This window comes from Ruegeria sp. AP7, assembly GCF_056539905.1.
Map to the genome: position 1 here is coordinate 77,419 of NZ_JBQFVT010000013.1, position 24,760 is coordinate 102,178.

Below are 24,760 nucleotides of genomic sequence, written 5' to 3' on the forward strand. Positions count from 1 at the left end.
TCCTGCATTTTTCCCCAGGTGGACAAAACAATTAGCTGAGCTGTAGGATCTATTGATATTTCTAAAAAAAACATAATTACAGATACTTAAGATGATCATTCATAATATCATCTGTGGATAACCAATAGGGTATCTTGGGATAGCCTGCTTATCCGAACTTTTCGACTTATCCTTGTCCCGTCTGGACAGGGTCCGGGCGACTCGGGGAAGTTTTGGGCCAAAATCCCGGGGTTGCGTGTCAACCGGAAAGCCATACAAACCTTTCGAGACTACTCATTGATTTACACACGGGGTTTTCCACATGACTGTCCCCATAGTCCTTGCCTCGGGGTCCGCAATACGCGCGCAGCTGTTGAAAAACGCGGGCGTCCCGTTTTCAGTTCAGATCGCGCGTGTGGATGAAGATACGGCCAAGCGTTCGCTATTGGCCGAGCGGGCATCGCCCCGCGATATCGCTGATGCACTGGCCGAGATGAAGGCGCGTAAAATTAGTGACAAGGTTCCGGGTGTCATGGTTCTGGGCTGTGATCAGGTTCTGGACTTCGATGGTCAGCTTCTGTCGAAACCGGAATCGCCGGAAGAAGCACTGGCGCAGCTAAAAGCAATGCGCGGCAAGCGGCATATGTTGCTGTCCGCCGCGGTGATCTATCAGGATGGTGAGCCGATCTGGCGGCATGTCGGTCAGGTACGCCTGCGGATGCGGGCCAGTTCGGATGCCTATCTGCGCGATTACGTGGCGCGCAACTGGGAAAGCATTCGTCATGCGGTGGGGGCCTATAAGCTGGAAGAAGAAGGTGCACGTCTGTTCGCTACCATTGACGGCGACTATTTTAACGTCTTGGGTATGCCCCTGTTGGAGCTGCTTAATTTTCTGGCCGTGAAGGGAGTGATCGATCAATGACGGACCATCGAATTCCTCTGGCCGGAGTGATTGGGCATCCGGTTGCGCATTCCCGGTCACCAAAGCTGCACGGTCATTGGCTGAAAACCTATGGGTTGGCAGGGCATTATATCCCGATGGATGTCGCGCCGGTCGATCTGGAAACTGTTCTGCACACGCTGCCCAAAGCCGGGTTTGTTGGGGCCAATGTGACTGTGCCGCACAAGGAAGCGGCTTTGCGCTTGGCAGATCACGTCTCGGATCGGGCCTCGGTCATCGGGGCGGCAAATACACTTGTATTCCGCGAGGATGGCTCGATTCATGCGGATAATACGGATGGGTACGGCTTCATGGCAAATCTGCGCGCGGGTGCGCCGGATTGGAACCCGGCGGATGGTCCGGCGGTTGTATTTGGTGCAGGTGGTGCCGCCCGTGCTGTTTTGCAGGCTTTGGCAGAGGCTGGCGTGCCAGAAATCTTGCTGACAAACCGCACGCGCACGCGCGCCGATCATTTGAAAGAAGAATTCGGCCAGCGGATCACAGTCGTGGATTGGGTGCAGGCAGGAAACGTGATCGAGAATGCCGAACTGGTCGTCAATACGACTTCGTTGGGTATGCAAGGGCAGCCGGAACTGCGCGTTCCGCTGGACGGATTGCAACCCGGCGCTGTTGTCACCGACCTGGTTTATGCACCGCTTCAAACGCGTCTCTTGCAACAGGCGGAAGAGGCGGGATGTACCACCGTCGACGGGTTGGGAATGCTGCTGCATCAGGCTGTTCCCGGATTTGAACGCTGGTTCGGTGTCCGTCCTGAAGTTGATCCCGAAACGCGCGCGGCGGCCTTGGCATGAGTTTTGCACTCGGGCTCACCGGATCAATCGGGATGGGCAAAAGCACGACCGCTCAGATGTTCGCAGATGAAGGGTGCGCGCTTTGGGATGCGGATGCGGCGGTCCATCGGCTTTATGCAAAGGGTGGTTCTGCAGTTGAGCCCATGCGCAACGCGTTTCCATCTGCGATTGTGAAGGAAGCCGTTAGCCGCGAAGCTCTAAAAAAGATCATTTCGAATGATGCTAATGCATTGAAAATAATTGAGAATATCGTACACCCTTTGGTTGTCGAGGATCGCGCGGCGTTTCGTGCAGCGACCTCAGCCGATATCCTGGTGTTTGACATTCCATTGTTGTTTGAAACCGGCGGTGAAACTGTAATGGACGCCGTGGTCTGTGTCCGGGTTCCGGCTGATGAACAAAAACGACGCGTCATGGCGCGTGGTACGATGACTGAGGAACAGTTTGAGCAGATCCGTGCCAAACAGATGACTAATGACGAGAAATGTGCCCGGTCTGATTTTGTGATTGAAACGGATAGTCTGGACCATGCCCGCGTGCAGGTGCAGGATGTGATCAGGCAGATACGGGCGGGGATGGCAGATGCGTGAGATTGTACTTGATACCGAGACCACCGGGTTTGATCCTGAAAGCGGTGACCGGATTGTCGAGATCGGCGCAGTGGAGCTGTGGAACCACGTGGCCACGGGAGAGACCTATCATGTCTATATCAACCCGGAACGCTCAATGCCTGATGAGGCGTTCGGGATTCACGGAATCGGCCCCGACTTGCTGGAGAATCCACGCCCGCCGGAAAAAGGCGAAGTGACGCTTAAGGACAAGCCTGTCTTTGCCAAGGTTGGGCAAGGATTTCGCGATTTTGTGGGCGATGCCAAGCTGGTGATCCACAACGCCTCGTTCGACATGAAGTTTCTGAATGCCGAGTTGAGGTGGATGGGCGCGTCACTGATTCCCATGGATCAGGCAATCGACACACTGGCCATAGCGCGTAAACGGTTCCCGGGCTCGCCCGCCTCGCTGGATGCGTTGTGTCGTCGGTTTGGTATCGATAATTCGAACCGGGTGTTACACGGGGCGCTTCTGGACTCGGAGATCCTTGCAGAAGTGTATCTGGAGCTGATCGGAGGGCGTCAGCCTGATTTCGGCCTGTCGGCAACTACAACTGCGATGGCCGGAGGCGGAGAAGAATGGCGCCCAACTGCACGACCCAATGCATTGCCATCCCGGATAACCGAGGATGAACGCGCAGCACATCAGGAATTTGTGGAAAAACTGGGCGACAATGCCCTGTGGACCCGCGCCTGATCTTAGCCAGCCGCGGGTCAATGTCTTAAGCGTTGGGTTTCTGCGCTTGTGCGGCCTGACGGCGCGCCAGTTCGTTACGATAAAGCGCCACGAAATCAATGTTATCCAGATTGACCGGCGGGAACCCACCGTCGCGGGTGATGTCGCTGACGATGCGACGCAGGAAGGGGAACAGCATGCGTGGGCATTCGATCATCAGGAAAGGATGCACCTGATCCTCGGGTACACCCTCCACGTGGAACAACCCGCAATAGTCGATCTCACACAGGAATAATACGTCTTCCAGGCCTTTGGCTTTAGAAGTCAGCTTCAGCTTGATCGAAACTTCGAACTGATGCTCGGTCGGGCGCTTCTTGGCATCCAGATTCACCTGAACCGAAATCTCTGGCTGTACATCGCCTGAGACGCCTTTCTGCGCCATCACGTTCTCAAAGGACATATCACGAATGAACTGCCCTAGGACGCGCATTTGAACCTGTGGTGCGGCTTGTGCCGCTGTGTTTTCTTTGGCGTCTTCTTCGGCCATTTATCTACTCCGGAATTGAAATTCGACACTGCTTATCAATTTGGGTGCGGTACCTCAATGCTGGTGCGGACCTTCCACCCATTTAGAGGGCTTTCCGGGTTCGTTACGGGGCCGGACTTCAGTGAATTCACCATCAATCACGTCGTCCTGATTGAACGGGTCAGGACCTGATCGAAACTGTGCGCCGGTGCCCATTTGGAATTGGGTGATGGTCGCCTTGGATTTCAGATAGCGGAACACAGCAACGCGGATGCCCGGAACCAGCAATGCAAAACCAACCGCATCGGTGAAAAATCCGGGGGTCAACAACAATACACCCGACAAAAGGATCATAGCCCCATGTGCAAGCGGTTCGGTCGGGTCGTCCAATTCGGCAAAGGATCGTTGTAGATTGGCCAATGCCGTGCGACCTTGTGTCCGGACCAATACAGTGCCCAGAACTGCGGTCAGGACTACGATTGCAAGCGTTGGCCATAGTCCGATCAGCCCGCCAACTTGTATGAACAGGGCGATCTCAATGATCGGAACTAATAAAAAAGCCAAGAACAGGTACATTTGCGGTATCCTTTAGCATGTGCCGGGCTGTGGACTTGCGCCCAACTGTCACCTACATAGTGGCTTGAGGCCGGGTACACAAAGTCCTGGCGCTGAAAAGAGTATGAAATGAGCGACAACCCTATGATCCAGTTGCTGGTCCTGGCCGGAATTGCCGTTTTCCTGATCCTGCGTCTGAAAAGCGTATTGGGCACACGCGAAGGGTTTGAAAAACCACCCCTTCAACAACAGCCAGATACCAATGGTACGCGCCGTGATTTCGAGGTCATTGATGGCGGGCCGGATCACGATATTACCGACCATGTCGCCGAAGACAGTGAGCAAGCGCAAACTCTGGCCGCGATGAAGCGGGTTGAGCCCAGTTTTTCCGTTAGTGAATTTGTTCAGGGTGCGCGCGGTGCCTATGAAATGATCGTGATGGGGTTCGAAAAAGGCAATCTGGACGAGATTCAACCTTTCTTGTCCGAAGAGGTTTTTGACAGTTTTGTCTCTGTGGTCGCTGATCGTGAAGACAAGGGCCTCACCATCGAAGCCGAATTTGTCGGCGTACGTGAAACTACTCTGGCAGATGTTTCGTTCGACAAGGACAGCAATCAGGCCGAGATCACCATGCGCTTTATCGGTGAGCTGACCTCGGTCGTGCGTGATCGCGGAGGGGATATCATCGAAGGCAACCCCAATACGGTTAAACGCCAAAAGGACAGCTGGACCTTTGCTCGTGTAATGGGCGCGGACGATCCGAACTGGCTACTTGTTGCCACGGACGCATGATTGCAGCGATTCGGTCGCTTCTACTGGGGGTCGTCATGACCACTGCCAGCGCCGCCGGAGCCGAGGCGACGCGATCCATCCTGTCATTTGATAACCTTGATGGCTGGGCTGCCGACGATCACGGGGCAGCCCTTTCAGTTTTTCTGAACACCTGCGGCGATCTGAAGGATCCGGATTGGCAGGCGCTGTGTGGCGTTGCCCGGACCTATGAACCTCAGGCCGCACGGTCGTTTTTTGAGCTGTTTTTCCGACCGGTTCTGGTTGAAGATGGCGATGACGCGTTGTTCACAGGGTATTTTGAACCCGAGCTGGACGGCTCTAAGTATCCAACCAGCAAATACCGCTATCCGCTCTACCGGATGCCTCCCGAGGCGCGAGGCGCTGATCGGTGGCTTAGTCGCCGCGAATTGCTGACCGGAGACGCGATGACGGGCCGCGGGCTTGAGATCGCATGGGTCGATGACCCGGTCGAGTTGTTCTTTCTGCAAATTCAGGGTTCCGGTCGTATTCGCTTGCCCGATGGCAGCGCGCTACGCGTGGGATATGGCGGAGCGAACGGGCACCCTTATCGTTCAATCGGAGCCGAGTTGATCCGTCGCGGGGCGCTGGGCGCGCACGAGGTCAGTGCGCAGATGATCCGGGCCTGGGTGCGCAAAAACCCCGAAGCCGGTGCCGAGTTGTTGTTTCACAACCCCTCTTATGTGTTCTTTCGTGAAGTGAACCGGGTTGCCCCAGAACTCGGACCTTTGGGGGCCATGAATCGCTCGGTCACCACGATGCGCAGCATCGCGGCGGATCCGGCATATACGCCCCTCGGGGCGCCGGTTTGGGTTGAGAAGGATGGCAAGGCCCCGTTAAGGAGATTAATGATCGCGCAGGATACCGGTTCAGCCATTAAGGGTGCCCAGCGGGCGGACATTTTCTTTGGTACCGGGGATGAGGCGGGGCAAGCCGCTGGCCGTCTGAAAGACCCCGGTCGTATGGTCGTGCTTTTGCCGATCCAGCGAGCCTATGCTCTGTTACCGGATGAATTCTGATGACACGGCGCAAACTGACGTCAGAAGAGATCGAGCTGTGGCGCAAGGTCACCAAACAAGCTGAACGATTGCACCCCGAAATACCGCAGACCGTCCATCCCACGACATTGCCAAAACCCAAACCGACCAAGACCCCAAAGGCGCGCATCGAAGCGTTTGAGTTGGGCCAGACAGCGCAATCCAAACCCACGCGGAATAATCTCAAACCCTCGATCACCGAAAGATTGCGGGCAAATCCTGTGCAAATGGATACTAAGGCATTTGCGCGCATGAAACGTGGCAAGCTAAAGCCTGAGGGCAAGCTGGACCTGCATGGGATGCGTATGAGCGCAGCCCATCCTACTTTGGTGCGTTTTATCCTGACGGCGCAGGCGCAACGCAAGCGGTTGGTGCTGGTTATCACTGGCAAGGGAAAGGATCGCGATGAGCCCGGGCCAATTCCGACCCCGCGCGGTGTTTTGCGCAATCAAGTGCCACACTGGCTTTCTATTCCACCCTTAACGCAGGCGGTGATGCAGGTGACGCCCGCACATATCAGCCACGGTGGCGATGGGGCTTACTACGTGTACCTCAGGCGGGTTCGCTAACCCGATTGAAGTGCGCGGGCTATGCCGATCCGAACCAAGCCGCAGACGCACAAGAAGAATGCTGCGATCCAGAAGAATTGAGTGTTCAGTGAAACGCCTTTGTCGATCAACATACCGGTCAACGCCGGTCCGATTGCTGAACCCAGAACCATCACTGCAGCGGCCATGGCCTTGATTGCTCCTATGTGGCGCGTGCCATAGAACTCGGCCCAAAAGGCGCTGGGCAATGGATTATGCGCGCCAGCTGTAAGGGCCAAGAAAACCATTCCGATCAATGCCCCGCCAATCGAAGTTGAGACCGACAGGATCGCAAATCCGATGGCCATCGGTAATTGATAATAGGGCATCATCCGGGTCGTGCCCCATTTGTCCAACGCCCATCCCGCTGCAAACATCGACAGGATCGAAACCCCTGTGAAGACCGGGAACAGAGCGACCAGTTGTATGTGGGGCCAGCCTTTGATTTCGGCGAGATGCACCTGATGAAAAAAGAAGGCGGTGATAAAGGCCGAAGGCGCAAGGATTGCGGGTGTCATAAACCAGAACAACGGGTTCAACAGTGCCTCGCGACGCGTCCATTGGCGACCCTGCATGCCGACAGACGAGGCATTGGTCGCCAAGCTTTGCGGTGTTCGTTCCTGACGCAGCAACCGGATCAGTACGGGAATACCCAAAAGGGTTATGCAAGCTGCAAGCCCCCATAACCAGCGCCAATCCAGAAACGCCAGAGCGGCAACGAATGTCAGGGGCAAAAGTGCCTCTCCGATTGCATACCCCAATGTTGCGATCGACAAAGCCTTGCCTCGTGTCGCTGTAAACCAGCGCGCCATCGCGACGGCCGCAAGATGGCTGCTCATCCCCTGACCGAGAAGTCTGAGAAAGAAGACCACAACGGGCAACAGAATAAGCCAAACATTCAGTGCCATTGCCAACGCGGCCAATGCCAGTCCGGTCAAAACCACGGGGCCCAGCACGCGTACGCGAAAGATATCGGTAAGACCTCCGGCCCAGATCATCACCAGAGCGGAAACAGTTGTGCCAAGCGAATAAATCCCACCCCAGGCTCCGTGGCTTAGCTCAAATTCCGCCCGAATTTCTCCCGCGAAGATCGAGATGAAAAAGGTCTGTCCAAAGCTGGAGAGAAAGGTCAGCAGAACTCCCGCGCCCAGCCAGTTTGCATTCTGGATCAGAAAGCGACGAAGGCCGGATCGTGTCACGGGGTGCTGACCTGCGCCTGCCCGGTTTCGGTAAGAACGATTTCTGTCGCGCCATCCGTATTGCGTTCGCTGGGAGGTACGAGCACATCTATGCCGGGCCGGTCAGGACCGAATGTATTGCTGACCCTGCGGACCGAGCTGAGAATCGCCAGAAGTGCGGGCGAGGTTGCAGCCACGAAATGGGACGACCCTGCATCGCTGTTGAATGCGGTCGTGTCGATCACGTTTATCGGGTATTCGGCCAATGCGTCGGCCGAACTGATATTGCCCAGTCTCTTACTGTCCGCAGTACCGCGCAACCGCGCCGACAGGTTTAGGATCTTATCTTTCCTGGATACCATCACCACAAAAGGATCTGGCGGGTTTTTGATACTGTTCATCTGTGACCTAAACAGATCGACATCCAGATCGGGCGAGATCAGGATAACCCCCTCCAGATTGCGGCTTGACCAGCCGGGTTCACGCAGTTCGGCTTGCCGCATCATTTCCATCGACAATGCACTGCCCATCGAATGCGCGATTAGGATAACCCGTTTGACGCCCATTGATTTGAGCAGCCGGATCGTCTGCTCCAACCCATCGCGGGCAAACAGCATACTGTCCAGATCATAGGCGTATCCTGTTCCGCGCGCCTGGCTGGGCCAGGAATAGATCAGAGTGGTTCCGGGGATACCGATATCATGGCTTAGCTGGGCTGCACGAAAGGCAGTTTCGGTTTGCGTTGCGTTATAGCCGTGGACAAAGATCACCACGTCATCCACGCCACGCAACCGGGCCGTTAGATCTTGCGGACCTGAAAACTCGGTAACATCCGCTACAACAAACTGTTTGTTCGGATTCGGGTTCGCGTAGGAGAAATTTAGGTCACCCGGCGTGTGCGACGGCGGGATCGAGACAGTCATCTCAAGATACCGCAAAGCCTCGGCTCGTTTTGCGCCATAGCTACCATCCATGTCGCGCGCGCGGGTTGTTGCTGCAAAGACCGTTGCAGGGGTACCGACCTTCAGCGCTTCGGGCGTGATCTCGGTTATCGAGCGGTCCGCGCAGGCGGCCAGCAGGCACAGGTTCGCGATGATGATCAAATAGCGCAGCACGGTCTGTCCCTACACGGTTACAGCACTACGCTATCGCATTCCCGCCGCGCGTCTAGACCGAGGGCACGAGCAACAGGCAAAAACCGGCTTGCTGCTGTTACAAAACGTAACGGCTGAGGTCGGTCGATTTTGTCAGTTCACCTAGATTGGCGTCCACAAACCCCGCATCAACCGTAATCTCAGCACCTGCCTGATCCGGCGCGGTGAATGAAAGCTCTTCGAACACGCGCTCCATCACTGTGTACAGCCGCCTTGCACCGATATTTTCAATGCTCTGATTCACATCAGCGGCAATACGGGCCAAGGCTGCGATTCCGTCTTCGGTGAAGCTGACCGTGACCTCTTCGGTACCCATCAGGGCGGTGTACTGGAGGGTCAGCGCATTATCGGTTTCGGTCAGAATGCGCACGAAGTCTTCTTCAGTCAGCGCTCGCAGTTCCACGCGGATCGGCAGTCGACCTTGAAGTTCCGGCAACAGATCCGAGGGCTTTGCGATGTGGAACGCGCCGGATGCAATGAACAGGATATGGTCGGTTTTCACCGGGCCATGTTTGGTGCTGACTGTGGTTCCTTCAATCAGCGGCAGCAGGTCGCGCTGAACCCCTTCCCGGCTGACATCGCCACCGCGCGCGTCCGAGCGGGCGCAGACCTTGTCGATCTCGTCCAGAAATACGATGCCGTTCTGTTCGACGGATTCCAGCGCCACCCGGGTGACGGTTTCATCGTCCAGCAGCTTGTCGGCCTCTTCCCCGATCAGGGCATCATAGCTTTCGGCAACGGTCATGCGCTTCTTGACCGTGCGACCACCGAAGGCTTTGCCGAATATATCGCCCAGATTCATCATTCCCATCTGACTGCCGGGTTGGCCCGGAACGTCGAACATCGGCATCGGGTTTGAGGTATCGGACAGCTCCAATTCGATCTGGGTATCGTCAAGCTCACCGGCCTTAAGCTTCTTACGGAACATCTCACGCGTGGCTTCGCGGGCGTCGGTGCCTGCAATCGCCTCGATCACGCGATCCTCGGCGGCTTGATGGGCGCGTGCTTTGACATCTTCCCGCATGAATTCGCGGGTTTGCAGGATCGCAGCATCGGCCAGATCGCGCACGATCTGTTCAACATCACGGCCGACATAGCCAACCTCGGTAAATTTGGTGGCTTCAACCTTAATAAACGGCGCGCGGGCCAGCTTGGCCAAACGGCGGCTGATCTCGGTCTTGCCCACGCCAGTGGGGCCGATCATCAGGATGTTTTTCGGATAGACCTCGTCGCGGATATCATCCGGCAACTGTTTGCGCCGCCAGCGGTTGCGCAGCGCTACGGCGACAGCGCGTTTTGCGTCTTTCTGCCCGATGATAAAGCGGTCCAGTTCCGAGACAATCTCGCGCGGGGTCAGGTCGGTCATATGTGTTCTATCCGTATGTTTCGCTGCGGAACCTAATCATACGGCGCGAAAACACAAGCCGATCACGGAAAGATCACGGCAACTCACAGACAGTACACGGAAATTCGTGGCGATGTGAATCGTCAATCATGCGGCAACTGCTGCATAACCTTTTGCGACGGACACCCCAGTTCGCATCATTTTACGGAGATACCTCATCATGATGACTCGTCGTTCGCTTTTTATGAAAGCTGCAGCTACAGGCGCGGCCCTGACCCTGGCAGGCACGACCTCTGCCCTGGCCGGCGGCGCCAAAAAGAAAGGCACGTTCGAAGGTCGCTCGAACCACATCACCACTGGTTCGGTGAAACTGGTCAAGGATGGCGAACGTTACATCGTTGAATTGGGCGACGACTTCTCGCTGGACAACGGCCCCGACCCGCGCGTCGCGTTTGGTAACGACGGCACATACGCCCCCGACAGCAAGTTAGGCGCGCTGCTGCACCTGACCGGCAAGCAATCCTATGCCGTTCCGCCAACCATGGATGTCTCGGCCTATAACGAAGTCTACATCTGGTGCGAGGTTGCTGGTGTCCCGCTGGGCGTCGCTTCGCTGAAGTAATCACGACTGTCAGAGGTCGGAGTTTCCGGCCTCTGACACGCAGTTAGGTAACAGCGCAACTGTCTGTTACACTCGCCCCAAGATATTGGAACTGGGGGCGTTTTTATGACCAAGATTGCTAAGATTACCTTGCTGTTCGTAGTTTTTGTCGACCTGATCGGGCAAGGCCTGGTGTTTCCCATAATCAACTCTCTGATCATGGAAACAAAGTCGGGCTTTCTGCCGGAAAGCACGGCCATGGGCACCCGGCATTTCTATTATGGTCTGGTGATCGGCTGCTTCTTTCTGTCTTGGTTCCTGGGGGTGGTCTATGTCTCGAAAGTCTCGGACTCCATCGGGCGCAAGAATGCCCTTCTGGTTTGCTTGACCGGAGCGCTGGCCGGCTACGCCCTGACCATCGCCGCGCTTTATATGAACAGCTTGCTTTTACTGATCATTGGCCGGTCGATCACCGGATTTACCGCTGGCAATCAGCCGATTGCGCAGGCTGCAATGATTGACGGCAGCACGGATGCAGCCGACCGAGATCGCAACATGGGCTACATCGTGACTGGCGTCAGCTTTGGCCTTGTAGGCGGCCCGATTATCGGCGCGGTCCTGTCAGATGCCGCCTTGCTGGGCAGTGCAGCGACGTTAAAGACACCTTTCTACGGGGCGTTTGTTCTGGTGCTGATCGCGATCTTCCTCGTGACCACATTCTTCAAGGATACCAGGACCGAGCACGAACCCTTTGTCTTCCGTCCCCGTGACATCACCGATAGTCTCATAGCTGTCCGTGAGCACCCTTTGGTTCTCAAAATCATGCCCGTCTATGCGCTGTTCATGGTTGCCAACGTCACTTTCTATGTGTTCGTCGACAACTTCCTGACCAGCGCGTGGGGCTATGGCGTGATCGGAGGTAGCATGGCGATGGTGGTGATCGGCGTTGCGCTAGCCTTCTCCAGCACCTTCCTTGTTAAGCCTGCACAGGAACGATTCAGCAAGCACCAGATCATCTATACGTCATTGGTGGTTATGGTGATCTGCGGCTTTGGCTTTGCCTTCAGCCCAAGCGGTGTGCTGAGCTTCATCCCGGTCTTCTTCTTCTATTTCTTCTTCGGTGTATCTTATCCAACGCTGCTGGGCTTGTTCTCATCCAGCGTTTCCGAAACGGATCAAGGCTGGGTTATGGGGGTGACCACAGCTGTGTTCTGCCTGGCAGGCGGCATCATGTCTCTGATCGGAGGCGGATTGATGAGCATCGACATCCGCGTCCCCTACTACATCGTCATCGTGACCGCACTTATGGGCCTGATCGGGATGCATCTGAGATGGAAGGGTAAAGAGATCAAAGCGCTACTGGCTTAAAGAACATCCGCTGAAGCGGAAAGGGTTACCTACTCCTGCTCTTCCTCGATTACTTCTTCGTCAAGTTTGCGCTGGCTTTCCTGTAGTGGCGCGCGCTCGATCAGTGCCCAGATTTCCTTTTTGGTCTTCTTTGAAACAGCGCCTCGGGCTTCCAGCTCGATCAACAGCGAGCGTGTTTGATCTTCTGTACAGCCTATTGTTCTGCTGAGCCGTTCCAGAGTTTTGAACTTGTATTTCGTATCCCTCAACATGGACTCAAGCAGCTTCTTGCGCGGCTCTTTCCATGTCTTGGCGTGCTTCCGGTTCCGATATTCCTCAAGCACAATCGGCCCAACAATGCCGCCAATCAGCCCACCAAATATCGCTGCCAGAACTGCACTCATGATCCGATCGTCTCAACCGTCAGATTGCCATTGGTATAGACGCAGATATCCGCAGCAATTGCCATGGCTTCACGCGCCACATCTTCGGCCGGCTTATCGCTGTCCATCATCGCTCGGGCTGCGGCAAGGGCAAAGTTGCCTCCTGATCCGATGGCGGCGACGTTATGTTCGGGCTCAAGCACGTCCCCTGCCCCGGTGATGACCAGCAGATCCTTGCCGTCGGTGACAATCAGCATCGCCTCGAGCTTCTGCAGATACTTGTCGGTGCGCCAGTCCTTGGCGAGCTCGACCGAAGCGCGCGCCAGTTGGCCGGGCGTCGCCTCAAGCTTGGCTTCCAGACGTTCCAACAGCGTGAACGCATCTGCCGTAGATCCGGCGAATCCGGCGACCACTTCGAAGCCGCCCGGTGACAGGCGGCGTACTTTTCGCGCAGTGCCCTTGATCACGGTCTGGCCCAGGCTGACCTGCCCGTCCCCGGCGATGACAACCTGCCCGCCCTTCTTGACGCCGATGATGGTGGTGCCGTGCCATCCGGGAAAATCGCTGTCTGCCATGAATGCCTCCGTTATCCGTGCTGCCATATATGGGCCGGGCACGGGTTCTGCGCAACCAGTTCTCAAACCGCCCAAAAGATATGCAGAAAATGCAAACCGGGACTGTTGAGTCAGCATTTGTGAGACTCAGCCGGTGACGTTACATGAGGCTCACAACCGACAACGGGTCGGCTGTTTCTGTTAAAAAGGACTACGCACATGGCAAACGCTGTCGCAAAAACCCATGCGCCGCTCGGAGCAGTCACCATCCTGCACGCAGTGGACGTATTCTCCCACTCATTCGAAAATGTTGTCGAATGGTATCAATCTCGCAAGACCCGCAATGAACTGGCGCGTCTGAGCGATGAGCAACTGGATGATATCGGCCTGAACCGTGCCGACATCGCCAAGTTCTGATCTAGGATCAGAATTAGACGTAAGATGAGCCGCTCAAACGAGCGGCTTTTTCTTTTTCAGCTCTTGACGAATTTGCCCACCAGATCAGGCAGATATGCCTCAACCGCAGCGGTGGCGACAACATGAAGCGTGCCGGCCCCGGCGTCCTCGACATCCAGCCCGCCTTTGACGGCACGGACCGAAGCGCGCCCCCGCGGAAGATCAGATGCGACAAGATCACAATCAACCGCCTCGGGCCGCTGCACTCCAATCGTGACCTCAACGCGCATCTCTTCGTGGCTGATGCCCAGCTTAGAGAACAACGTGATGGACGAATGGTGCAACGCGTCTTGAACAGCGCGGCGCGCGGCCTTGGTATAGTCTTGACCATAGAGGTCATTGCCGGCTCCCATCTCCAGAATGATGCGTTTCTCGGTCATTGCGCGGGCTCCATGTCAAAAAACACAATGATCGCCGCATTGGCGATCACCGTGCGGCCTTCGATGTGGGGCTTTTCAATATCCAAGCCGCCTTGCGTTACCGTGATATTCGGTTGGCCGTATGGAAATACAGCTTTCAGCGCTTCGGTATCTACTTGGTCTGGTTGTTGGACGCCAATCTCGGCATCAATAATCATGGCTTCTTTCGGAAACCCGAACAGCTCTGCCATGTTCACCGAGTTATGCCAGAGTGCATCTTTGATGGCGCGCAACGCCGCCTCGGTATAGTCCTCACGCCGCAACGACGTGCCCATTCCGAATTCTACCAGAACTCGTGTTTTTGCCATTTCTTGTTCCCGTCAGATCAGCACATCTGTGCGGTCAAACAAAAAAGGCGTCCCGCATGAGACGCCTTTGATGCAATTGGTTCACACCGGCTCAGATCGACTCGTCGATCCAGCTTTGCAGTGCCGCTTTGGGTGCAGCGCCCGCACGGTTTGAAACGACCTGCCCATCTTTGAAGATGAACAGCGCCGGGATGCCGCGTACGCCCATGGCAGCCGCCGCGTTCGGGTTGCTGTCAACGTCCACTTTGGCAATCTTCACCTTGCCGCCATATTCACTGGCTAGCTCTTCCAGGGCGGGGCCGATCTGCTTGCAGGGGCCGCACCACTCGGCCCAGAAATCCACCACAACGGGGATATCGGAATTCTTGACTTCGGCGTCAAAGGTATCGTCGGTTACGGCAACGGTCGACATGTCTGTCTCCTGAATGGGAATACTTGGGTTGAGAACGTAGGTGGCGTTCGGGAGGAGGTCAAGATATAGCGCTACGCCTCAGGGCCTCTGTCACTATATCGTGTGGCAGCCACATGAGATGTGCCGTGCGGGTCCAAAGTATTGCGGTGTGGATCTGGTGCTTGGGAAATATTTGCGACAGGGCATTTGCATAGGCCCCCATCTGGCGCAACAACCCCTCGGGGCAGGTTTCAGGGCTGTTCGGAACAGTCGCATTTGATTTGAAATCAATCACTTGAACTTCTGTATCGGTAACGATCAATCGGTCGATCACCCCATGCATTCGGGCGCCGTTCAAATCGGCGGTGACCGGTACCTCGGCCAGTGCATCCGGCGCAAATACCAGTTTCAGATGATCGGCGGCCAGGACGGCCTCGGCTTCGTTCAGCAACTCCTGGCGTTCCACATCCTGCATATCGGCCAACAGTCGTGTGCAAAGATGCGACCATTGCTCCTGAACAACAGCGGGTAGATGTTCCAGCAATAGGTGCAGCCGCGTTCCACGGAGTTTCGCCGCCTCTTCATCCTTCCCGTCATCTCCGGGCAAAGCCTTGGGACCCCCCAGATCGGAAGGGCTTAATGTTTCTACCGGCGTTGGTGCTGGCGGCGCTGACTGATCGAAAAATCCCGGCAGGTTTTGTTCGATATTCTGGACGCTGTCATTTTCAACAACAGGCAATACATCCCAGTCTCCATGCGCTAGCCGGAGTGTCTGGGAACCAGGTATCTGAGTGGCCCCTGCGCGCGCCATCGCGGCCTCGATCATTTGATACCAGCTGCTGCCATCTTTACCCACATCTCCGGCTGCGGCGACTATCAACCACTTTTCTGCTCGTGTTAGAGCCACATAAAGAAGGCGCAGCCGTTCATTCTCCTCGCGTCTTCGAGCTTCTTCACGCGCCGTAGCAATCAGTGCGGGTGAGGTATCAGAGGGTACTTTCCACAAGGGAGTATCCCCTGCCATCATGATCTCGGCATCGCGCGGCGGCTGCCGTTTGCCAGTGTCCGGCAAAATCACGATCGGTGCTTCCAGCCCTTTCGAGCCATGAACGGTCATCACTCGGATCATGTTGCCGACACCGCTCATCTGGCGCTTGATCTCAAGTTCATCGGTTTGCATCCAGACCAGAAAACCGGTGAGGCTGGGAATATCCGTCCGTTCATAGGCCAGCGCCTGTGACAGTAGTGCGTTGATACCGTCCTCAGCCTCGGCCCCCAGCCGGCCCAGCAGTTTGCGACGCCCGTCATGACGCGTCAGAATACGCTCGATCAGGTCGTAAGGGCGCAGAAAGTCGGTCTGCCCACGCAGATCGTTCAGAACGGCCAGCGTATCCGGGAATTCTTCGGCCCGATTGCGCAGCGCGGCCCAAAGATAGGGTTCTTCCCTGCGATGGGCCAGATCGAACAATTGCTGTTCGGGCCAGCCGAACAAAGGGGACTTAAGGACCGTGGCCAGTGACAAGCTGTCCTCGGGTGTGGCCAGAAAACTTAGCAACGCGGCGAGATCCTTGACCGCCAGCTCCGCGCCCACTTTTAAGCGGTCAGCGCCCGCAATGGGCAGATCAGCAGCTTTGCAGGCACGAATGATCTCGGCAAATAGGTCCGAACGGCGCTGGACCAGAATCAGAAAGTCGCCGGGCTGGACCTTGCGGCGAATATAGGTGCCTTGAGTTTCTCCATCGTCAGGAATTGTCGCGCCGCCATCGATCATGTTCCGGATCGACCGGGCCACCTGCTCTGCCAGAATAACCGTATGATGCCGTGCTCCAGGTCGGTCGACCGGGTCGGTCCAATCGGTATCCTCCTCCTCCTCGACCTTTTCGACCACAGGCCACAGGTCAACACGACCGGGTAGATCGGCCTTGAAGGCACGGTGCAGCGAGTTTTTGTGGAACCCGGCCTCGGCACGGTTTTCGAACAGGATATCGACCAGTCCTAGGATCGCACTGGATGAACGGAACGAGTATTCTAGCGTTGAATCCCACAGTTTAGAGCCTGATTCTTGCAGCTTTCGCCCAAACTCGGCCTGCATCCGGTCAAAGGCCTGCGGGTCGGCGCCCTGAAAGGAATAGATCGATTGCTTCTTGTCTCCGACAACAAAGATCGTGCGCTCAACCCCGGATCGGGCCCCTTCCCCGCTGGTGAATTCCTGCGCCAGTTTCTCGATCACATCCCACTGATCTGGACTGGTGTCCTGCGCCTCGTCCACCAGAATGTGATCGATGCCGCCATCAAGCCGGTACAGCACCCATTCCGCCACCGCCGGGTCATTTAACACCTGCCGAGCGCGCAGGATCAGATCATCAAAATCCAGCCAGCCCCGCAGCTGCTTGCGCCGCTCGTATTCAGGCAGGAAAGCTGCAGCAAGGCGATGTAAAACATGGGTTTTCTGAGCAGCAATCAACGCCAGCCTCTGTTCCCGCGCAGCCTCTACCCGCAACATGAGGGCCTCAAGCTGGGGCATACGGTCGGCCAACGCCCCTTCGCGTAGCGTCTTGGTGGGAAACCCGTTGATCTTGGCCGTAAACGGTTCTTTTGCGGCCTTACCTGTAAGCAATACGTTTTCCAGCACCGCTAGGTCGCTTAGCCGCGCATCGACAAAGCCCATAAGCTTGCCGGCAGCTTTGGCGTTGTTTCCGCCGCTCTCTTCCAGGGCGGGTAAAATGGACTGGATCAGGTCAACTTCTCCACCCAGAAATACGCTTTGCAGCAAGGCTTGTTCATCAAATCCTTGTGGCAGATCATAACGTTGCAATAAGTCCGGCCAGTGCAGTACTTCCTCAAACTGGTTCCGCCTTTGCGCCACGGCGGCGGTTAGTTTGTCAAAGCCGGTATCTGTCACAAAACGGGCCACATCCTCGACCAGTGCGGCCTGATGACCTTCGGCAAAATCCTCAATGATCTCTTCGCGCAGCAGGGCGGCGGCCCGATCTTCCATTTCGGCGAACTGCGGGCTGACCCCAGCCTCAAGCGGGAAGCGTCGAAGCAAAGAGGCGCAGAAGGAGTGGATCGTTTGGATCTTCAAGCCGCCAGGTGTTTCGATGGCGCGGGCAAACAAGGTGCGCGCCTGTGCCAAACGGTTTGGATCGATCACACCCGGGACACCGAGTTCAACCAGTTCTTCCTGAAGGGTGCTGTTGCCCAGCATCGCCCATTTGCCAAGACGCTTGAACAACCGGTTCTGCATCTCACTTGCAGCGGCCTTGGTATAGGTCAGGCACAGGATATGCTGCGGCTGCACGCCATCCAGCAACAGCCGCGCCACCCGGTCGGTCAGCACCCGGGTCTTGCCCGAGCCCGCATTGGCCGCCAGCCAGGTTGAGGCGTCCGGGCGCGCGGCCTGAACTTGCCGTTCGGTGGCATCATTGCGGGCGCTCATGTCAGGTCCTCCGGTGCGGTTTCTGCCGACCGATCCCACTCTCCGAAACGGGCGAGATGATCATAATCCCCGACATCCGTATCCTTGTGTAGCATCCGGCGTGACGAGAACCCCTGATCAGGCTCTAAATAGGCAGATATGAGCTCTTTCAGTTCGGCCAGTACCTTGTCGGTCGGCTCTTTCTGCAAGGGCGCGAGTACCTCTTTGTAGGTGCCGCCCATACCGATGAAAATCGCCTGCGCAACGGGAAGCGGATCGAATCCTTCGATAGCGCCTTGCTCGGCCATTGCGGCTTCGATCAGCAGTTGTTTGTCGAATTTTGCCTGCTGGCTTTCCGTTGGCGGGGTGCCGGTTTTGTAGTCGATGATCCGCAAAGCTCCCTGCCCGCTTCGATCGATCCGGTCAGCGCGTCCGGCAATGGTGAAGTCCAACGGGGCCAGCGCTAGACGCATTCCAACTTCAAAGGCCACCGGCCCACCATCGGTGCGGCGGTGAATCTCCGCGGATAGAAAACTGTCGGTGATCCGCTCTAGCCGTGCCAACCACAGCTTTCGCGCTGTTGGCCACGCAACGTGTTGCAGCAGCAGGGCTTCGGCCCGTTTCAGGAAGTTTTCACGGCTCAGCAAAGCCGGATCCAGAACACTGTCGCGCACGAATTGTTCCAGCACCTCGTGGATGACGATGCCACGTAACAGCGCGTCCGGGGCCTGCACTAGCGGATCCAGAGGCTTAAGGCGTAAAACATGTCGGGCGTAGATTGCGTAAGGATCACGGATCAGACGCTTGATCTCGGTCACCGATAACCGTCGCGGACGTGCTGCGACGGGCGGACGTGGTGACGGTCGGTGAGCCGCTGCAATTTGGGGCGCATGTTCCAGTGTTTCTGCCCAATCCAACCATTTTTGGCCACGCGCACGCATTGCCGCCAAGGCATCGGTTCCACCTTGTTCGGGCAAGCCCTGCAAAAGGTTGGTCATGCGGTTCAGCCAGCGAGAGGGTACGGTTTCCGCGTCATCCGAGCGGGTCGCGCGGGTCAGAACCACCTCCGGTGCACCTATGGCTTGTTGGAAGTCATGCGCAGATAAACCGATCCGGCGCTCGGGCAGCAAAAGACCCGCTTCGTTGCGCATCTGTCGGTTCAACCAGGGATCGGGTGCCGCAGCCTCAGGCCAGCTGCCTTCGTTCAGGCCGCCCAGTATCAAAAGATCTGCGCCCTGTACGCGCGCTTCCAGCGTGCCCCAAATCATCAAATGCGGGTGGGGCGCATCGCGGTCGCGAACCTCCTCACCCGCCAATAACGCGCCCAGAAGATCCGCAAAATCATGGGCGGTCATCGCGCCACCGTGGTGTGCCTCGCCCTCCAGTGCTGCCATTACCGCAAGCGCCTTTTGGCCGGCATTCTTGTCCCACAATGTACCCGGTTCACCGGTGGTACCCGCCGAGATTGTTTCGGCCAGTGTGCGAAGTTGCGCGACCCAATCTGACAGTGGTTGCTCCTGTGGCCGGTATTGATCGCAGAATGCATCGATCACCCAGCGAACCCAGTCTTCGGGCGCTTCGTTGCGAATAGCAAAGGTTGTCAGGCTCACACTGACGGGAAAGGGCGGGCCGTGGCGGCGCAGGTCGAGTTCCAGATCGCGGGTGTGCAGCAGATGGGCGCCCCGGTCGCCGCCATCATGGCAAAGTGGATGCTTGAGCAGTGTCAGCAATGCCTCACCATCCAGACGGCGCGCGAACAACCCAGCGACATGGCGCAAAAATCGACCGGGTGGAGACAATTGTAGCGGTAAGCCCGCGCTGTCATCGGGCAGAATATTCCACCGGTCCAACGCGGCGCTGACCTGACGTGTCAACATCCGGTCAGGCGTTATGAGCGCGGCGGTTTGCCCGGTTTCGGCGGCCTGACGAAGGCGCAGCGCAATGGCTAATGCCTCAGCCCGAGGAGAAGACGCTTCGATCAGTGTGACATCCTTGGTTGCACCATTCAGATCAGCTAGGTGAGGACCCTCGGTCATCCAGGCGTCAGTCACCGGGGCAGGGCGCAAGGCAAGTGAGATCAGCTTGTTACGCGCAGGTGAGGGCGCCTGTTCCGGGGTCCAAGGCTGAATCTGATCGGGACCAAGCCCAAGCCCGAGCATCAGTTTGCGGAATCGATATTGCGGATGATCCTCGGAGGTCAGGGCGTCATCCAGATTGCTCCAGACATGCTCGGGCTGGTCGAAATCATAGCCTGGCAACACCAGCGCCCCTTGCGGCAGGCGCGCGACGGCCTGCATCAGCATTAAGGTGGTTCCGCGTGACCCAGTAGAGCCCGCCAATATGACCGGATGTGCAGGTGGCGAGACCTGCCAGCGCGCGATCAGGTTTTCGACCACGCGGCGCTGCCGGGCCTGCGCATCAAGTGTGTCCGTGCCAGACTCCATGAACTGATCTGCGATGCCGATAAATGCTTGTGCCCGGGCCCAATGACCGGACATGTCGCTGACATCCAGTTGCCTGATCGCCTTGGGTGAGACGCCTTCGCCCTGCATCTCGTCAATCAGCGCGGCAAGGCTGTCGGACAGATCAAAAAGCGAAGACCGCGCGGCCAGATCGGGTTGTTGATCCAGCAATTTGGCAATCAGCTGCGTCAATTCCAGCCTGCGACGTAAGGGTGGTATTGCGGGCGGGATCTGCGCGAGATCCGCGCTTTCGCCCAGGTCGGTGACCAAAGACAACCGCGGGAGTAAGCAGGGCGGTCCTTGATCAAACAGATCACGTACCCTGCGTGCCATGCGGCGGGTGTTGATCACCAGTTGAACCCGCGCCAGAGCATCCGGCGGCCGACCATCAAACCGTTGACGCAAGCCGTCTACCAACACCTTCGGGAAATCCGCGCCCGGAGGCACGGCGAACACCCGGGGCAGGGCGCTGGGCTCAAACATCGGCAATCAGCCCCTCGGCCAGATCAATACCTTCGGGATGCCCCACATCGCACCATCGACCGGGGTAGGACAGCGCAAATAGGCGATTATGCTGCAGCATCTGATCCCACAACACGTTCAAGGAAAACACGTCCTCATCGAAGTCATGCAGCGCGTTGGTTTTGATTATCTGAGCCCCGCCATATATCAGACCTGCGCCTCGAGTGATCCGCCCGGTGCTGTCCCGAGTAAAATCACCCGGACCGGCATGACCAAGGGCCTGTCCGATCGGAATGCACATTAGAAGCGCATCCATTTCATCTGGATCCCAGTGGTCCCTGAGCAATTTCAGCGGGTTTGGTCCGGCCCAGATCGCATCGCTATTCAAGGTGAAGACCGGCTCGGGACCAAGCAGCGGCAACGCTGCGCGCAACCCGCCACCGGTGTCCAGAATGCGCGGCTCTTCGAGCGACAGCGCCACGTCGTGGCCCGCCAGATGATCGGCAATCTGGTCGGCGCGATAATGCAGGTTGGCGACAACACGTAATGGTCTCAGCGCATCGACCAAATCCAACGCATGGTCGATCAAAGGTCGCCCGGAGACCTTGATCAATGGCTTTGGTCGGTCTTTGGTCAAGGCCCCCATACGGGTGCCGAAACCGGCAGCAAACAGCATTGCAGCTTGGGGCGTAGCGGTCATTGCGACCTCAGCTTTGCAAGGTTCTCCGGGCTTGGTTCGGGCAGGGCGCTGCGCAAAAGACCCGCCACGGGAACCAGCGCCGGATGCTCCAGATCGCGCATCAAATGGGCCCAGGCAGCGGGGATCAGGTCGACGTAATGTGGTTTACCATAATCTATTGCCAGCCGCGCAAATCCACCCAGAATACGCAGGTTGCGCTGTGCGCCCAGAACCGCATAAGCGGTACGGAAATCGTGCCCGTCAACACCGGTTGCAGTGATATAACGGTCGATCATCCGCATCTCGATGCCAACAGGTACAGTCCGGCGCACATCCTGCAGCAGCGACATCAAATCATAGGCCGGGTGCCCTAACATCGCGCTTTGGAAATCCAGCAGTCCTACGCGCGCCAGGCCGTCTCGATCAGGCAGCCAGATCAGATTCTCTGCGTGATAATCGCGTTGTACAACAACCCGTGTCCCGCCGGTTTCGCGGTGCAGGATATCGGCAAAGCGAAGCTCGAACCGCGCGCGCGCCTCTTCATCATGTGACCCTTGAATGCCTTGAGCGTATTTGGTGAAAGAAAGCGCCGCAAGCTCAGTCATCAGAGCAGGATCATAGCTGTCGAGCGAAAGAGTGTGGGCCGCGTGAAGATGGACCAGAACATCGGTTGCCACGTCATACAGGGTGCGTTCAAGCGTTGGATCGTCTCGCAAGACGCGGGCAAACAGAGCGTCGCCCAAATCTTCGAGCAGCAGAAATCCGTATTCGCTGTCCTCTGCATAAATTTCTGGTGCACTCAGCCCGATTGAACGCAAATACTCCGACATGCGTACGAAAGGTTCGACCGACTCACCTTTGTCGGGTGGGGCGTCCATTAGAACCGCTGTGCGGCCAGTGGCGGGATCGGTCAAGCGCTCGTAACGGCGGTTCGAGGCATCGCCGGCCAAGGGTGCATGTTGCGCACCGCTCCATGGGGTCTGCGCGATCAATGCTTCTGCCAAAATGGCCCGGTTTGTCATTGGATCATCTCCAGCCTGGTGCTCCATTTCGGGTCCGACCATGTAAGTGAAACTTGTCGAGTGTCCTGATCGTCGGGGTCGGTTGCGAAATGAACAAGCAAGGCCGATTGCGGGGACAGCGGGCCCAGTTTTTCGGGCCACTCGATCAGGCAGATGCTGGTGTCAAATGCGTCGACCAATCCCAACTCTTCAATCTCTTCCACGGATGCAAGCCGATAGAGATCGGAGTGCCAAATTTCCCCGATCTGCGTTTCATAGACCTGAACCAGGGTGTAAGTTGGTGACGGTACATCCTCAGGCTTCATCAGCGTCGACTGGATCAGAGCGCGTGCGAAATGGGTTTTGCCGCTGCCGATTGAACCTTCAAGCAGGACGGTGTCGCCCGGTTGCAATGCACCCCCCAATCGGGTGGCGATTTCCGCAGTGTCCTGAGGGGATTTGAGAGTCAATTTCAGCGGCGCATTCATGGCGCCACAATGAACCTACGTCGGGTTGGCCGCAACCGGTTCAGGCGCTGATTTTTGCTGCTGCGCGATGTTTTCAACGGCACTGTCTGAGGTGAAGCGAACGATGGTTGCCCCGTTTTGCATGGGACTGACTGTGCAGGTCATTGTACTGCCCGACTTTAGGGTCAGTTCGCCTGACCATTCGGCCCGGTTCTCGCGCGTGGTTACAAATTCCCGGATCTCGCCAAGGATTGGAGTGGCGGCGCAATGTTCCTGCCACTGGCGGGTGATTTCAAGAACAGTAGTAGGCTCAAACCCGACCTCGCCGCTGTCACCCCACATCAACTGGTAGGCATAGTTCGTCGTTGCCAGCGTCCCGTCATCCGAAAAGACAGCGATCGCATCAGCAAGCTTGTCCAGAATGGACTGCATCAAATCCATCTCAGCGCGGAACCTACGCGTCAACGTAATTTCGGCGGTGATATCTTCGAACAGAAAGGCCACAGCACCATCCGGGTGCGGTCGTCCACTGACGGAATAGACCGAGCCTGAAGGTAATGACCAAGTTTCCTGATAGTTCCCATCCTGGGCCGCCTCCAGTAGATCATTCATCTGTCGCCGCCAGCTGCGGTAATTTTTGGGCTCTGGCATCATATGCTGATCGCGCAACCGGTCAAAAAAGCTGGACAGACTGGGGCGAAGGCTCAGAAAATCCGGCGGCAGTGAGGTCAGATCAATCAGTGCAGGATTAAACAAAGCCAACTGGCTGTTACGGTCAAAAATGGCCAGACCAATTGAGAGTTGGGCAAAGGTTTTGGTCATTGTCTGCACGAATTTGCGCTGTACGGTTTCCGCCTCAACAATCGCGTTGATATCGACGGCATAACACAACTGACCCTGGTCTTGGGCAACACGGGTCAGATCAAACCACAATCTGGATTCACTGTCTTTGATCTGAACCGAGACACGGGATTTCCGGCCCAGTTTCGCCTCGTCTGAAAGCAGTGGAAAAACCGGTTTTGTCAAATCCGCATCCGGCCCCGAGATTTTCCGAGCCAGAGAAACATAGGCCGCGTTACACCAACGCACCGTGCTGCATTCGCCCGACAGCCATACCGGGTAAGGTGCTTGATCCATCGCTAAACGGGTCGGGTCATTTGGGTCGGCGCGCTTTGCCGATACAGTGTCCTTCAGATCGCGCAACTGGACGCGGATCACTCCACCTATCCATTCACATGAGACTTCGCGGTCAACTGTGCAATCAATTGCGGATACAACCAGATGGCCCCGAGCCCGAACGAGTTCGGGTGTTTCCGGGAAAGAGGGATAGTCACGCTGAAGCAGCCTGTGCAGATCGGACCAGTTGGTGACAGATTCATATCCGGCCAACGCGATATCAGAGTGGCTGATCAACCTGTCCCCATCGAAAAGGAAGACCACATCAAATAGCGATCCGGGCGACGACAGCCCGTAATCTACAAACGATTTCTGGTGCCGAGGCAACAACCACAATATGGCAAAACAGGCCGATACCATGCTGATAGCGGCCAGAATGATCCAGTCGGCCATTATTCAACGTCCCTGTCAAATCAACCCGAGCCTGTA

Annotated in this window: 26 protein-coding genes; 10 read left to right on the forward strand and 16 right to left on the reverse strand. The window is 56.8% G+C overall.

Annotated features, from left to right (window positions below; translation table 11 throughout):
- The first annotated feature begins 301 nt into the window (after positions 1 to 301).
- From ACR0KN_RS18720 to dnaQ, 4 genes are read left to right on the forward strand one after another with little or no spacing between them, the layout of a single operon-like run.
- Complete coding sequence (locus ACR0KN_RS18720) at positions 302 to 901, forward strand: Maf family protein (RefSeq protein WP_480655683.1); 600 nt, start codon at positions 302 to 304, stop codon at positions 899 to 901.
- The gene (locus tag ACR0KN_RS18725) at positions 898 to 1,731 is read left to right on the forward strand and encodes a shikimate dehydrogenase (RefSeq protein ID WP_480655685.1); all 834 of its coding nucleotides are present in this window, start codon (positions 898 to 900) and stop codon (positions 1,729 to 1,731) included. The genes ACR0KN_RS18720 and ACR0KN_RS18725 overlap by 4 nt, the downstream gene beginning before the upstream one ends.
- A complete protein-coding gene (coaE, locus tag ACR0KN_RS18730; protein ID WP_480655687.1) occupies positions 1,728 to 2,321 on the forward strand; it encodes a dephospho-CoA kinase in 594 nt (197 codons plus the stop codon). The genes ACR0KN_RS18725 and coaE overlap by 4 nt, the downstream gene beginning before the upstream one ends.
- The gene (gene dnaQ, locus ACR0KN_RS18735) at positions 2,314 to 3,036 is read left to right on the forward strand and encodes a DNA polymerase III subunit epsilon (protein WP_480655689.1); all 723 of its coding nucleotides are present in this window, start codon (positions 2,314 to 2,316) and stop codon (positions 3,034 to 3,036) included. Before coaE ends, dnaQ begins: the two co-directional genes overlap by 8 nt.
- 25 nt (positions 3,037 to 3,061) lie before the next feature.
- Here the strand turns inward: dnaQ and secB are convergent, their stop codons facing one another.
- Positions 3,062 to 3,562 (reverse strand): protein-export chaperone SecB, encoded by a 501-nt coding sequence (gene secB / locus ACR0KN_RS18740; RefSeq protein ID WP_170542522.1) that lies wholly within the window; start codon positions 3,560 to 3,562, stop codon positions 3,062 to 3,064.
- A gap of 54 nt (positions 3,563 to 3,616) precedes the next feature.
- Complete coding sequence (locus tag ACR0KN_RS18745) at positions 3,617 to 4,117, reverse strand: FxsA family protein (RefSeq protein WP_480655691.1); 501 nt, start codon at positions 4,115 to 4,117, stop codon at positions 3,617 to 3,619.
- Between the two features lie 108 nt (positions 4,118 to 4,225).
- Here ACR0KN_RS18745 and ACR0KN_RS18750 point away from each other — a divergent pair, with 108 nt between their 5' ends.
- The 3 genes from ACR0KN_RS18750 to ACR0KN_RS18760 are packed head-to-tail and all read left to right on the forward strand — an operon-like array spanning position 4,226 to position 6,512.
- On the forward strand, positions 4,226 to 4,888 hold the full coding sequence (locus ACR0KN_RS18750; protein WP_010442987.1) for a Tim44/TimA family putative adaptor protein: 663 nt from the start codon (positions 4,226 to 4,228) through the stop codon (positions 4,886 to 4,888).
- Positions 4,885 to 5,925: a murein transglycosylase A gene (gene mltA, locus ACR0KN_RS18755; protein ID WP_170542518.1), complete on the forward strand. Its 1,041-nt coding sequence runs from the start codon at positions 4,885 to 4,887 to the stop codon at positions 5,923 to 5,925. Before ACR0KN_RS18750 ends, mltA begins: the two co-directional genes overlap by 4 nt.
- Positions 5,925 to 6,512, forward strand: a complete 588-nt coding sequence (locus ACR0KN_RS18760) for a Smr/MutS family protein (RefSeq protein ID WP_480655694.1) — start codon at positions 5,925 to 5,927, stop codon at positions 6,510 to 6,512. Before mltA ends, ACR0KN_RS18760 begins: the two co-directional genes overlap by 1 nt.
- Here the strand turns inward: ACR0KN_RS18760 and ACR0KN_RS18765 are convergent.
- The 3 genes from ACR0KN_RS18765 to hslU form a co-directional block, all read right to left on the reverse strand.
- A complete protein-coding gene (locus ACR0KN_RS18765; RefSeq protein ID WP_480655696.1) occupies positions 6,509 to 7,729 on the reverse strand; it encodes an MFS transporter in 1,221 nt (406 codons plus the stop codon). The genes ACR0KN_RS18760 and ACR0KN_RS18765 overlap by 4 nt on opposite strands.
- Positions 7,726 to 8,823 (reverse strand): alpha/beta hydrolase, encoded by a 1,098-nt coding sequence (locus ACR0KN_RS18770; RefSeq protein WP_480655698.1) that lies wholly within the window; start codon positions 8,821 to 8,823, stop codon positions 7,726 to 7,728. Before ACR0KN_RS18770 ends, ACR0KN_RS18765 begins: the two co-directional genes overlap by 4 nt.
- A 97-nt stretch (positions 8,824 to 8,920) precedes the next feature.
- Positions 8,921 to 10,228 carry an ATP-dependent protease ATPase subunit HslU gene (gene hslU / locus ACR0KN_RS18775; protein ID WP_480655700.1) on the reverse strand — a complete coding sequence of 436 codons (1,308 nt, stop codon included), beginning with the start codon at positions 10,226 to 10,228 and terminating at the stop codon, positions 8,921 to 8,923.
- A gap of 199 nt (positions 10,229 to 10,427) precedes the next feature.
- Here hslU and ACR0KN_RS18780 point away from each other — a divergent pair, with 199 nt between their 5' ends.
- Positions 10,428 to 10,829: a DM13 domain-containing protein gene (locus ACR0KN_RS18780; RefSeq protein ID WP_480655702.1), complete on the forward strand. Its 402-nt coding sequence runs from the start codon at positions 10,428 to 10,430 to the stop codon at positions 10,827 to 10,829.
- Positions 10,830 to 10,934: 105 nt separating this feature from the next.
- The gene (locus ACR0KN_RS18785) at positions 10,935 to 12,176 is read left to right on the forward strand and encodes an MFS transporter (protein WP_480655704.1); all 1,242 of its coding nucleotides are present in this window, start codon (positions 10,935 to 10,937) and stop codon (positions 12,174 to 12,176) included.
- 29 nt (positions 12,177 to 12,205) lie between these two features.
- Here the strand turns inward: ACR0KN_RS18785 and ACR0KN_RS18790 are convergent, their stop codons facing one another.
- Both ACR0KN_RS18790 and hslV read right to left on the reverse strand, forming a co-directional pair.
- Positions 12,206 to 12,559 carry a hypothetical protein gene (locus ACR0KN_RS18790; protein WP_480655706.1) on the reverse strand — a complete coding sequence of 118 codons (354 nt, stop codon included), beginning with the start codon at positions 12,557 to 12,559 and terminating at the stop codon, positions 12,206 to 12,208.
- Complete coding sequence (gene hslV, locus ACR0KN_RS18795; protein WP_170542501.1) at positions 12,556 to 13,113, reverse strand: ATP-dependent protease subunit HslV; 558 nt, start codon at positions 13,111 to 13,113, stop codon at positions 12,556 to 12,558. The genes ACR0KN_RS18790 and hslV overlap by 4 nt, the downstream gene beginning before the upstream one ends.
- Before the next feature lie 198 nt (positions 13,114 to 13,311).
- On the opposite strand from hslV, the gene ACR0KN_RS18800 reads away from it, so the two are divergent.
- Positions 13,312 to 13,509 (forward strand): DUF1127 domain-containing protein, encoded by a 198-nt coding sequence (locus tag ACR0KN_RS18800; RefSeq protein WP_170542499.1) that lies wholly within the window; start codon positions 13,312 to 13,314, stop codon positions 13,507 to 13,509.
- Positions 13,510 to 13,565: 56 nt separating this feature from the next.
- Here ACR0KN_RS18800 and ACR0KN_RS18805 read toward each other — a convergent pair whose 3' ends face one another.
- The 9 genes from ACR0KN_RS18805 to ACR0KN_RS18845 all read right to left on the reverse strand — a co-directional run bounded on the left by ACR0KN_RS18805 (position 13,566) and on the right by ACR0KN_RS18845 (position 24,724).
- Positions 13,566 to 13,928, reverse strand: a complete 363-nt coding sequence (locus tag ACR0KN_RS18805) for a Lin0512 family protein (RefSeq protein WP_170773554.1) — start codon at positions 13,926 to 13,928, stop codon at positions 13,566 to 13,568.
- Entirely contained in the window at positions 13,925 to 14,275 is a 351-nt protein-coding gene (locus ACR0KN_RS18810) for a Lin0512 family protein (RefSeq protein WP_480655709.1), read from the reverse strand. Before ACR0KN_RS18810 ends, ACR0KN_RS18805 begins: the two co-directional genes overlap by 4 nt.
- 91 nt (positions 14,276 to 14,366) lie before the next feature.
- Positions 14,367 to 14,687 carry a thioredoxin gene (trxA, locus tag ACR0KN_RS18815; RefSeq protein ID WP_010442999.1) on the reverse strand — a complete coding sequence of 107 codons (321 nt, stop codon included), beginning with the start codon at positions 14,685 to 14,687 and terminating at the stop codon, positions 14,367 to 14,369.
- Positions 14,688 to 14,745: 58 nt separating this feature from the next.
- Complete coding sequence (gene addA, locus ACR0KN_RS18820; RefSeq protein ID WP_480655711.1) at positions 14,746 to 18,105, reverse strand: double-strand break repair helicase AddA; 3,360 nt, start codon at positions 18,103 to 18,105, stop codon at positions 14,746 to 14,748.
- A complete protein-coding gene (gene addB, locus ACR0KN_RS18825; protein ID WP_480655713.1) occupies positions 18,102 to 21,029 on the reverse strand; it encodes a double-strand break repair protein AddB in 2,928 nt (975 codons plus the stop codon). Before addB ends, addA begins: the two co-directional genes overlap by 4 nt.
- A complete protein-coding gene (locus tag ACR0KN_RS18830) occupies positions 21,022 to 21,708 on the reverse strand; it encodes a nucleotidyltransferase family protein (protein WP_480655715.1) in 687 nt (228 codons plus the stop codon). The genes addB and ACR0KN_RS18830 overlap by 8 nt, the downstream gene beginning before the upstream one ends.
- A complete protein-coding gene (locus ACR0KN_RS18835; protein WP_260023575.1) occupies positions 21,705 to 22,709 on the reverse strand; it encodes an aminoglycoside phosphotransferase family protein in 1,005 nt (334 codons plus the stop codon). The genes ACR0KN_RS18830 and ACR0KN_RS18835 overlap by 4 nt, the downstream gene beginning before the upstream one ends.
- Positions 22,706 to 23,176 carry a tRNA (adenosine(37)-N6)-threonylcarbamoyltransferase complex ATPase subunit type 1 TsaE gene (gene tsaE / locus ACR0KN_RS18840; protein WP_170542484.1) on the reverse strand — a complete coding sequence of 157 codons (471 nt, stop codon included), beginning with the start codon at positions 23,174 to 23,176 and terminating at the stop codon, positions 22,706 to 22,708. The genes ACR0KN_RS18835 and tsaE overlap by 4 nt, the downstream gene beginning before the upstream one ends.
- Before the next feature lie 15 nt (positions 23,177 to 23,191).
- Complete coding sequence (locus ACR0KN_RS18845) at positions 23,192 to 24,724, reverse strand: PAS-domain containing protein (protein ID WP_480655717.1); 1,533 nt, start codon at positions 24,722 to 24,724, stop codon at positions 23,192 to 23,194.
- Positions 24,725 to 24,760 lie beyond the last annotated feature (36 nt).

What these genes read in the sequence shown, in the direction of transcription:
- coaE (WP_480655687.1), top strand. Translation starts at nt 1,728, where the DNA reads ATGAGTTTTGCACTCGGGCTCACCGGATCAATCGGGATGGGCAAAAGC.
- hslU (WP_480655700.1), bottom strand. Translation starts at nt 10,228, where the DNA reads ATGACCGACCTGACCCCGCGCGAGATTGTCTCGGAACTGGACCGCTTT.
- ACR0KN_RS18790 (WP_480655706.1), bottom strand. Translation starts at nt 12,559, where the DNA reads ATGAGTGCAGTTCTGGCAGCGATATTTGGTGGGCTGATTGGCGGCATT.
- tsaE (WP_170542484.1), bottom strand. Translation starts at nt 23,176, where the DNA reads ATGAATGCGCCGCTGAAATTGACTCTCAAATCCCCTCAGGACACTGCG.
- addA (WP_480655711.1), bottom strand. Translation starts at nt 18,105, where the DNA reads ATGAGCGCCCGCAATGATGCCACCGAACGGCAAGTTCAGGCCGCGCGC.
- dnaQ (WP_480655689.1), top strand. Translation starts at nt 2,314, where the DNA reads ATGCGTGAGATTGTACTTGATACCGAGACCACCGGGTTTGATCCTGAA.
- ACR0KN_RS18845 (WP_480655717.1), bottom strand. Translation starts at nt 24,724, where the DNA reads ATGGCCGACTGGATCATTCTGGCCGCTATCAGCATGGTATCGGCCTGT.
- ACR0KN_RS18780 (WP_480655702.1), top strand. Translation starts at nt 10,428, where the DNA reads ATGATGACTCGTCGTTCGCTTTTTATGAAAGCTGCAGCTACAGGCGCG.
- secB (WP_170542522.1), bottom strand. Translation starts at nt 3,562, where the DNA reads ATGGCCGAAGAAGACGCCAAAGAAAACACAGCGGCACAAGCCGCACCA.
- mltA (WP_170542518.1), top strand. Translation starts at nt 4,885, where the DNA reads ATGATTGCAGCGATTCGGTCGCTTCTACTGGGGGTCGTCATGACCACT.
- ACR0KN_RS18760 (WP_480655694.1), top strand. Translation starts at nt 5,925, where the DNA reads ATGACACGGCGCAAACTGACGTCAGAAGAGATCGAGCTGTGGCGCAAG.
- trxA (WP_010442999.1), bottom strand. Translation starts at nt 14,687, where the DNA reads ATGTCGACCGTTGCCGTAACCGACGATACCTTTGACGCCGAAGTCAAG.
- ACR0KN_RS18810 (WP_480655709.1), bottom strand. Translation starts at nt 14,275, where the DNA reads ATGGCAAAAACACGAGTTCTGGTAGAATTCGGAATGGGCACGTCGTTG.
- ACR0KN_RS18750 (WP_010442987.1), top strand. Translation starts at nt 4,226, where the DNA reads ATGAGCGACAACCCTATGATCCAGTTGCTGGTCCTGGCCGGAATTGCC.
- ACR0KN_RS18720 (WP_480655683.1), top strand. Translation starts at nt 302, where the DNA reads ATGACTGTCCCCATAGTCCTTGCCTCGGGGTCCGCAATACGCGCGCAG.
- hslV (WP_170542501.1), bottom strand. Translation starts at nt 13,113, where the DNA reads ATGGCAGACAGCGATTTTCCCGGATGGCACGGCACCACCATCATCGGC.
- ACR0KN_RS18785 (WP_480655704.1), top strand. Translation starts at nt 10,935, where the DNA reads ATGACCAAGATTGCTAAGATTACCTTGCTGTTCGTAGTTTTTGTCGAC.
- ACR0KN_RS18745 (WP_480655691.1), bottom strand. Translation starts at nt 4,117, where the DNA reads ATGTACCTGTTCTTGGCTTTTTTATTAGTTCCGATCATTGAGATCGCC.
- ACR0KN_RS18835 (WP_260023575.1), bottom strand. Translation starts at nt 22,709, where the DNA reads ATGACAAACCGGGCCATTTTGGCAGAAGCATTGATCGCGCAGACCCCA.
- ACR0KN_RS18725 (WP_480655685.1), top strand. Translation starts at nt 898, where the DNA reads ATGACGGACCATCGAATTCCTCTGGCCGGAGTGATTGGGCATCCGGTT.
- ACR0KN_RS18800 (WP_170542499.1), top strand. Translation starts at nt 13,312, where the DNA reads ATGGCAAACGCTGTCGCAAAAACCCATGCGCCGCTCGGAGCAGTCACC.
- ACR0KN_RS18830 (WP_480655715.1), bottom strand. Translation starts at nt 21,708, where the DNA reads ATGACCGCTACGCCCCAAGCTGCAATGCTGTTTGCTGCCGGTTTCGGC.
- addB (WP_480655713.1), bottom strand. Translation starts at nt 21,029, where the DNA reads ATGTTTGAGCCCAGCGCCCTGCCCCGGGTGTTCGCCGTGCCTCCGGGC.
- ACR0KN_RS18805 (WP_170773554.1), bottom strand. Translation starts at nt 13,928, where the DNA reads ATGACCGAGAAACGCATCATTCTGGAGATGGGAGCCGGCAATGACCTC.